Source organism: Vibrio sp. 10N.239.312.C11 (assembly GCF_041466065.1).
In the GTDB taxonomy this organism is placed as follows: Bacteria; Pseudomonadota; Gammaproteobacteria; order Enterobacterales; family Vibrionaceae; genus Vibrio; species Vibrio tasmaniensis_A.
This window is the reverse complement of record NZ_JBFSRZ010000043.1, coordinates 33,671-42,724: the sequence shown is the minus strand read 5'-3', so window position 1 is coordinate 42,724 and position 9,054 is coordinate 33,671. Positions and strand designations below refer to the sequence as shown.

The following is a 9,054-nucleotide window of genomic DNA, read 5'->3' as shown; positions in this document are numbered from 1 at the left end:
TGATCAGATCGTAGGTTCTTGATTTAGTTCCATTGAATTACGCAACAAAGCCTATGCAATAGTCAAGATGTGGGGTATGTGTGTGACTCATTTCCAGAAGAAATTTTCGATGAGAACAATAAAATAATCATTTGCGATAGTGCAGGGATGGGAAAGTCTACACTATTAAAAATGCTATTCAGGTATGCAATAAATGACTCCTATCACTTACCATTCTACATAGATTTAAAATCATTGATCGATGGAGATAAAGTTCTTAATGTGGAGGAATATATAGAAAATACATTGCCATCGTTTACAAAAAATCCTTCTCTAGACTTTATAAAAACTCTTTTTGATGAAAATCAGTATTTATTTTTGTTTGATGGCGCAGATGAAGTGCCTGATTCTTACAAGAAAAAAGTATTTGCCAAGATTGATGAATTTTCATCCAAGGCTAATAAAAGCAAGTTTATTATTGCCACTCGCGAGGAGGATATAATTTTATCTTCTTTTTATGATTGCATAAAGTTCGGTATTAAACCTTTAACTGAGAGCGAAGCATATACATTAATCAGAAAGTATGAATTCGATGATGTATCTTCTGAAGAGGTAATAGAAGCCGTTCAGCAGCAAAAAAATGAATCAATAAAGGAGTTTCTAGAAAATCCGCTGCTGACATCTTTGCTCTACAAGGCTTACACACATAGCAAAAGCATTCCAATTAAAAAAAGCAAATTTTACAAGCAAGTATACAGTGCCTTATTTGAAAATCATGATTCAACCAAACCAAAACACCTAGTTAGAGAAAAAAAGAGTGGTTTAGATATAGACCAATTTGAGAAGGTTTTGTCAATGCTGGCTTTCTCTGGAAGGGTTGAAGAACAGCTAGAGTATGAAGAGTCAGAGTTAAGAAATCTACTTAACGATATTATAAAGTCCGAGCCACTGCTTGACTTCAAAGCCAGAGACTTCATGAAGGACGTAATCTCAGCAGTCCCTATATTCAAAAAGGATGGATTGAAGTATGCTTGGCAACATAAATCTATACAAGAATATTTCTTTGTTGTTTTTATAATCAATCATTTAGAGCCCGAAGACAAAGTTGACGTCCTAAATAAGTTAATGGAATCTAGAAACTTTACACAGTTCAAACTAACTCTAGATATACTTTATGATGAAGAGGAAAATTTATTCCATAATATTTTAACTAGAAATATTCTGAACAAACTACAAGATGTAGAACCTAACAATAAAGCTAAGATACTAGATAGCTTTGTGCAATATGCTATTAATGATAAAGAAATAATATCTCATGAGAAGTTACGTAGAGTACTTTCAAATGATGACTTTAGAGACCAACAAAGAGAAGTTTTCTTAGAAAACATCGAAGTAAAAAGCAAAGAGAGGTTTGATTTAAGCCTTTCATTAACCGTCTCTGAAGAGGCGCGCGCGGTCTTTTTTTATTGTAATGAGTATTTGATATTAGATGTGTTGCGTGAAAAACACTCAGTATTAGTCTCATCTTTGATAAGAAAAAATAGAAGCAGTATTAACAAAGGTCATTTCGCGGTAATCAAATCTTTCAAAGATTTAACACTAACTAACATCAATCAACCTAGTGATAAAAAGCACGTTGAAAAAATCATTAAATTAGGAAAAGTCATCATGCCTAATATTAATGAAATTAGGGAATTATTCCTAAAATTGGACAATAGCAAGCAAGAAAAAAGTAAGTTCCTTAATAAAGTAAGCTTTAGATAGAAAGCATCTGCTTCCTATTAATTTTACTTCATCTTTGTTGGAATCCAAGGGGCTGCCGTCATACGGCGGCCATCACGAAAAAGTAGTAATCTGTTCCAGCCAGACTAGACACCAAGCGAAGCGATTTTTGCCATACCTGTAGTTATCCGTAGTTTGCTAATCTAGCAATTTCACTGACTAACTTATGTCCAAAAGTTCGCGTGCCTACCTATAATCTGCATCATCAATACTGAACGCTAAGCCACCTTAAAAAATGATCATTCCATCTCGATAAGTCAGTGCTGGCGAAACATCTTGCCCGAGTAATACTGGGCCATCAAGGTCGACTATTTTAGATTGAACCGCAATAGGCAGCGCTGCCCGCATCGCCAATGAGGTGCCTAGCATACAACCCGACATCAGAGTAAATCCTAGCCTTTGAGCTTCTTCAGCAAGAACTAATGCTTCAGTCAAACCACCGGTTTTATCGAGCTTGATGTTAACCATTTCATACTTGCCTAACAAAGATGAAAGTTGCGAAGTGGTATGACAGCTTTCATCCGCACACAGTGGGATCGGGTGATTGATGTGTGCCAGTGACGCATCATGCTGCTGTGGAAGAGGTTGTTCGATCATCGCGATATCAAACTCAATAAGTTGATTGAACAACTCTTCGAGATTCAACCCTGTCCACGCTTCATTTGCATCCAGTACAATCTGAACATCGGGTGCCGCTTCTCGCACAGCACTAACACGCTCTACTACCTGCTCGCCATCAAGCTTCACTTTTAGAAGTTTCGCCCCATTCGCCACATAATCTCGAGCTTGTGTCGCCATCGCTTCCGGTGTGCCAATGGAGACTGTCATTGCAGTAACGATTTGAGCAGGTAACTCAAACAAGCTATTTGGAAACGTCTGTTCGTTCTGCTGCGCTTCAAAATCCCAAAGCGCACAATCGACCGCATTTCGCGCTGCTCCTCCAGTCAATAAAGACTGAAGATGATCTCTTAGCGCTGCGGGATCGGTAACGCCTCGTTCAAACATAGCTTCAAGGGCACTAGACGCTTGTTGAATTTGCGCTAACACAGACTCCGATGACTCGCCGTATCGTGGGTAAGGCGTGCATTCGCCCTGAGCTTGTTTGCCACAATGTTCAATGTAAACACGAACAACGTGACACTCAGTTCGGCTGCCACGAGATATGCGAAAAGGCGTTTGCATCGCGATAGTAATGGGTTCTGCTGTAATCTTCATAATTTCACTCGGTTGATGTTCGCTTTAACAAATGGAAACGTAGAAATGATGAAATCGTTAAAGTGAATGTCGCAAATGATCAGTAATATTTTGTACACCAAAACGAACCGGGTCCGTCACGGGTACTTGGTAGAGTGTGGTCCATTCTTGGCACAATGTCTCAGCGTCTTCAGTGCTAATCGCCGACGTGTTCAAACAAATGCCAACCAGTTTCACGTCTGGATTCGTCAATCGCGCGGCTTGCAAGTTAGCTTCGATCGTCTGTTCAATCGTTGGCAATTGCGCATGAGGAAGGTTGCGAATATGTGGTCGCCCTACTTCGTGACATAGCACCAAAGCATCAGCTTGTGCGCCATGCAATAATCCCAAACTCACGCCTGCAAAAGACGGATTGAACAACGAACCTTGGCCTTCAATGATGTCCCAATAGTGGTCAGTAAAATCGGGGCTAATCGCTTCAACCGCGCCAGAAATGAAATCCGCGACCACAGCATCAATCGAAATCCCGCTACCTTCAATCAAGATACCCGTCTGCCCTGTCGCTTTGAACTGAGCGGATGTACCTGACTCTTTAAGCGACTTTTCGATAGCTAAAGCTGAAAACATTTTTCCTACTGAGCAATCTGTTCCGACCGTAAGCAGGCGCTTACCTTGACGAGGCTTACCGCTACCAACCTTTAGGTCACCATCAAAGTGGCGTACATCATGAAGCTTAGTCAATCCTCGCTGTTGCATGTCAGCAAGCGGTGAAAACTCACTCAGTCGTTGGTGCATGCCAGATGCAATCTCAAATCCCATTTCTGCAGCTTCCATTATGGTTGGCTGCCAAGAGTCAGGAATAACACCACCTGGGTTTGCTGTGCCAATCACTAGCGTTTTCGCGCCCTGTGCTTGCGCCTCTTGTAAGGTCATATCCGTTAAGCCAAGTGAAACGGTAACGTCTGTTAAACGAAGCTGACCTAGGCAAATTTCTGGTCGCCATTGATGAATACCGCGAGCTGTTTTTGCGGCAAGTGGGTCGGTAACATCCCCAAGAAAAAGAAGGTAAGGTTGAGCGATAGACATGAGTATTCCTAATTAATAAATCCTTGTATGGGTTTACTTTAATTAAGAACTTAGAAGCTGCCGAATACCAATTTATGGCGAGCCTATAACCTTAAGTTATAGGCTGAGTATGGCTCTTCAATGAAGCGATAAATTGCTTAACGGAAATCGACTGAGGGGTGTGCTCTGCGCAAAGCATCGAGACCGAAAATTGGATGTCTGGTTGAAGTGGTAACACACAGACCGCATCGTCATTTTGATACTGCTCTGCAGTCCAAGGATCCACAATCGCAAACCCCGCTTGGTGCTTCACCAGTTCCGCCGCCGCGCTATATCCACGCACAGATATCGGATGGTGATAATGCTCATCTCGCGCAATAAGGCTTTGATGTAACAGTAGGCCTAATGGATCGCGGCTATCAAGCCCGATGATTGGCAACGGATAACTAATCAGGTCGTCAAGAGTTAATTCTGCGGGCAAGTGTTCAACCGTATTGGAGGGAACCAAAACCTTGAGTGATTCAGTTAAGAGCGTTTCACTTAATATAGCCGGCGGCGCTTCATCGCTAAACGCGATAGCAATATCAAGCTCATGCTTTAATAGCCCTGCACACAGTTCATCACGGTTTGCTGTCAGCAACTCAAAAGAGAGCTCTTGTTCGCGAGACATTTGGGCTATTACCGGAGTCAGCAATTTAGTCGCCAGAATCGGTGGCGCACCAATACGTAGATGCTGATGGCCTTGCTTAACTTTGTTGGTCAAAGATCGAAACTGACCCAGTTGCTGATACACTTTTTCTGCTTCAGGTAACAAGGTTTTAGCCTCTACCGTTGGCACCAACCGACCTTTCACACGTTCGAACAATCCAAACCCGAGTTGTTGCTCAGTGTGCGCCAGAATACGAGTCACATTAGGTTGTGACACATGCAGATTACGTGCGGCTCCAGATACGGTTCCGGTTTGCATGATGGCGTAAAAGACTTCCAACTGTCTTAGGTTCACATTGATGTCCTTATGGTTCGCGAAACAAATCTAGGGGTTGGCTTTTCTTGTATTAGCTAAGCTGTTTATCGGTTTAGCTGTTTAATTAGCTGTCTGTCTATTTATCTATTTGGCTATTTGGCTATTTGCGTGAGTTTATTTTAGTAACTCAGCTATCGTAGGTTGAAGCACCTCAGCCCAAGCTTGGTAAGCCTTCGCATTCAAGTGTAAGTCATCACACGAGTACTCATTCGACAAAAGCTTATTCGGTGACAATACAGAATTCACATCTAAGAACGCAATGTCTTGCTGGGAACAGTACTCGCTTATCTTACTATTGAGCAGTTCAACCGACGAATTCAAACCTTGCAGTTTAGAGCCAACATAAAGCGTTGATTGCACCAAGATTCGAATATCGTTTTCTTGCCACACCTTAAGCATATCAATGTAGTTCTGGCAGATATGGTCGACATCATAACCCTGAGCCAAATCGTTTATCCCTGCCATAAAGCACACCAGCTTTGGCTTCACATTCAACGTGGTATCAATACGGCGCAACATGCCAGTTGTGGTGTCACCCGCTAAGCCACGGTTGACCATCGAAACATCGCGAAAGATATCCGCCCAAGGTGCCCATTCGGTGATCGAATCACCAAACATCACTAGGTCTGCATTTGGGGAAAAATGGCGGTGATTGTCCGATGTCATGATGTAACGACTCATACTGTGGCCTCGTTGCTGAATCTCAGACTGAAGAGCAACCGCTTTGAGAATATCACTGTCCGGTGTAGTGCTATCAAATTGAGCCAGCAACCCTTCGATGTGAGGCTTAAAAGGGCTAAGACGAGTACTCAGTTGGTGGTGTTCTTTAAGGGAAGATAACCTCTCTAGTAATGCATACAGAGAGCGGTTTTGACCAACTTCTTGGAATAACTGATAGAGATCGAGGACAGGGTGTTGCTGCAGCGCGGCAAGTAATTGCTTGTCTTCCATGGTGTTATCTAACCCTTCAATTATCTAATGATGAACCCAAGATAATATCCGATTGCTTACGGGATAGATAACATTAGAAACAGAGAATGACTTAATCTCTACAAGGCAGGTTACATACCGCATAAAAATATCTTCCTGTACAAATCTCATTCCGACTCAAAAATCAGCACTTCATCATAATATGTATAAGAAATTAGCCACATATTGTGACCTCAGTCTCTCAGCCTACCGTCTACTCCTATTGCCACTATTTAACGGAGGATTTATAGAATATCAGGATGGTGAATAATAAGTTAAATCATAATAATAAGGACCTTAACGTGAAACTTTCTCTATCCAATACCGCGTTGGCCGTTACCGCCATCCTACTTGCAGGTTGCCAATCTGCACCTGAATCAGTTCAAGAACCAACAGCATACCAATGCCAAACGAATACCAATGCCGACGTGAATGACTTGAGGATCTATCAAGTGATGGTCGAAAGCTTTGTCAGTGGCGATGACTCAATTGGTCATGGGACAGGCTACGGAACCAGTCACCATAACGGAGACATCCAAGGTATTATCGACTCACTTGATTACATTGAATCTCTTGGCATGAACGGCATTTGGCTAACCCCAATCTTTAATTCAGAGCCTATCGAAAACCAAGACCATTGGGCTGATAGACTGGATGCTACCGGTTATTTTGCCACCGATTATTTCAATATCGATCCGAGATTCGGCACGATGGAAGAAGCTAAAACCTTAGTTGAAGAAGCTCATGCTCGAGGGCTTTATGTCTTCTTTGATGGCGTATTTGGCCACCACAAAAAAAACGTAGTGCCGTCACCAACAGGTAAGCTGCCCCAAGGAGAGGATAATCCAGTATCATATCCTGAGAGCCTAGCCTTCTATCAAGAAGTAGCCGAGTATTGGATCAAAGAGCTCAAAATTGATGGTTTGCGCTTAGATCAAGCTTATCAAGTGCCAAAAGAAGCTTGGAGTCAAATCAGAGAAACGGTAGACACCGCTTCTTCTCAAGTCGAATACGTAAACAGCGAAGGTAAAACCGTGAACCCTCTGGGTTATATGGTCGCGGAAATTTGGGCAGGTGAGAACCGCATTATTGAAACAGGCTACGGTTCAAATGAAGCACCGGCCTTATGTTCTGCGTTTGATTTCCCTATGCGCTACCGCCTGACGGAAACCTTTGCTGTAAACGAAGCTGGCGTGGGGAACAAAGGTGGAGAGTGGCTTGCAGAAGGCATGTCTTTACATTCGTTATACCCAGACCACGCAAAGCCAAATTTAATGATCGGTAACCATGACCTTGTGCGCTTTGGTGACTTATTACAGCGCGGTGATATCGCTTCTCCACAAGACAAAGAGTATTGGCAGCGCTATAAAGCGGCATTTTCATTCCAAGCAGCTTATACCGGCCCAATAACCACCTACTATGGGGACGAGATTGGCGATCAGCTAGAAGGTTTTGCAGACAAAGTATGGACTGATGACTGTGCTATTAATGGTCTGTGTGATGATCACGTAGCCCGTACTAGCGGTAAAGTAGAAGGTGTCACAGCCCAACTCAATGCGCACGAAAAAGACTTAAAGCAATACGTGACAAACTTGATGAAACTGAGAGAAACGCACCCCGCTCTATCACAAGGTAAACGTACAAACCTGATGGCCAATGATGTCGCCTATGTCGATCACAAAGCCTATGAAGGCGATGCTGTTGTCTACGCAGTGAACGTTACCAACAAAGAACAAACCATAAAACTAACCAAAGAAAAAGTCGGCTCCATAGCTGATCTGACGGATATTGAATCCAAGCAATCGATCTCAGCTATTGATGGCCACTACTCTATCGTTCTAAGCCCATTTGAAGCTCGTTTCTTGTCGATAACACAGCCAAGTGAAAAAGGGCCAATTGCGGCGATACTAGCGACAGGAAATGAAGTTGGACAAGGCTTCATGGCTCAATGTGACAATCCAACAATAAAAGCTGAAGGCCCTATTTCGAGCCCGCTTTATGTGGTTGGCAATTTTGCTGATTCAGGTTGGAAACATGTCGATCTACGAGAGTTTGAATATAAAGGTGACAACACTTACCAAGTCGTCACCACTGAAAAACCGGGCAGTTATCGCATGCAATATGCATCCAAGGCTTGGTCACCTCAGTTCACAGCGGATGGGCTTAACCTAAAGTTAGGACAGCTTAACTCGTTAATTAAAGGTGGTTACGGACAAGATACCGCTATCACTATTCGTAATGCTGGGCAGTATGTATGGAGCTTACAATTCGATGATGCGGGGCAACCACTGCAAATTATGGCTTCCAAATGTGCTGAATAGCCAAACCTAAGATCCGAGATCAACCAAGTAAAAACCCCTTATTCCTACGAATAAGGGGTTTTCTTTAATCTGCATTGGATATTAAGAGACCAGACACGATTAGAACGATATCTACCCCTGCTTCACTTGCAGGTGATTACGATTATCGCGGCTTTTCTTGATCAGCTCGTTGCTCTCGTCCATTTCATCTGACTTAGCAAGGCGATCATAAAGTAGCACATTCACTGTTGCTGCTAGATTCATGCAACCAACAGTTGGTACATAAACAACATGGTCAGCTCGGTCAGCGACATCTTGAGAAATAGAACCATCTTCAGGCCCAAAGATATAGATAGCGTTCTCTGGGTGTTTAAAACGTGGCAGTGGTGTTGCACCTTCGGCCAACTCCACACATACGATCTTAGTTTCTGAATTAAGGTTATCTAAAAACGACTCGACACCAGTAAGCGGGATAGTGCGCGTTGCACTCTTGGTATCGGTGTGAAATTTTGCAGCCTTGTCGTAGCGTTGCCCTGTGTATTTAACTTCGTCGACTTGGTAGCAACCCGCCGCACGCATAACCGCGCCAACGTTTGTCGGGCTCTTTGGGTTAGTTAAACCAATAGTCACATGGCTTTTGTTCATGAATCTTTCTCACTTAACGAATAAACATAGCAGGGTGCTACAAAGCGTCGCATTCTACCAAAGCAGCGCCAAATTCAAAAGCATCGAAACGAACGG

Annotated in this window: 7 protein-coding genes; 2 read left to right on the top strand and 5 right to left on the bottom strand. The window is 42.9% G+C overall.

Translation table 11 applies throughout. The annotated features are described in order from the left end of the window. Positions 1–78 precede the first annotated feature (78 nt). Positions 79–1,743 (top strand): NACHT domain-containing NTPase, encoded by a 1,665-nt coding sequence (locus tag AB6D07_RS16975; RefSeq protein WP_372140736.1) that lies wholly within the window; start codon positions 79–81, stop codon positions 1,741–1,743. Between the two features lie 246 nt (positions 1,744–1,989). Here the strand turns inward: AB6D07_RS16975 and dgcA are convergent, their stop codons facing one another. From dgcA to AB6D07_RS16955, 4 genes are all read right to left on the bottom strand, one after another. Next, positions 1,990–2,976, bottom strand: coding sequence for an N-acetyl-D-Glu racemase DgcA (dgcA, locus tag AB6D07_RS16970; RefSeq protein ID WP_017103522.1), 987 nt, complete (start codon positions 2,974–2,976; stop codon positions 1,990–1,992). Positions 2,977–3,033: 57 nt separating this feature from the next. After that, positions 3,034–4,041: an N-acetyltransferase DgcN gene (dgcN, locus tag AB6D07_RS16965; RefSeq protein WP_017103521.1), complete on the bottom strand. Its 1,008-nt coding sequence runs from the start codon at positions 4,039–4,041 to the stop codon at positions 3,034–3,036. 91 nt (positions 4,042–4,132) lie between these two features. Continuing rightward, a complete protein-coding gene (locus tag AB6D07_RS16960) occupies positions 4,133–5,023 on the bottom strand; it encodes a LysR family transcriptional regulator (protein ID WP_017103520.1) in 891 nt (296 codons plus the stop codon). Positions 5,024–5,158: 135 nt separating this feature from the next. Continuing rightward, positions 5,159–5,995: an SGNH/GDSL hydrolase family protein gene (locus AB6D07_RS16955; protein WP_017103519.1), complete on the bottom strand. Its 837-nt coding sequence runs from the start codon at positions 5,993–5,995 to the stop codon at positions 5,159–5,161. A 278-nt stretch (positions 5,996–6,273) separates the two neighbouring features. Between AB6D07_RS16955 and AB6D07_RS16950 the strand changes: the two genes are divergently transcribed. Further along, positions 6,274–8,334 (top strand): alpha-amylase family glycosyl hydrolase, encoded by a 2,061-nt coding sequence (locus tag AB6D07_RS16950; protein ID WP_017103518.1) that lies wholly within the window; start codon positions 6,274–6,276, stop codon positions 8,332–8,334. A gap of 111 nt (positions 8,335–8,445) precedes the next feature. Here the strand turns inward: AB6D07_RS16950 and AB6D07_RS16945 are convergent, their stop codons facing one another. Further along, positions 8,446–8,958 carry an RNA methyltransferase gene (locus tag AB6D07_RS16945; RefSeq protein ID WP_009846247.1) on the bottom strand — a complete coding sequence of 171 codons (513 nt, stop codon included), beginning with the start codon at positions 8,956–8,958 and terminating at the stop codon, positions 8,446–8,448. Positions 8,959–9,054 lie beyond the last annotated feature (96 nt).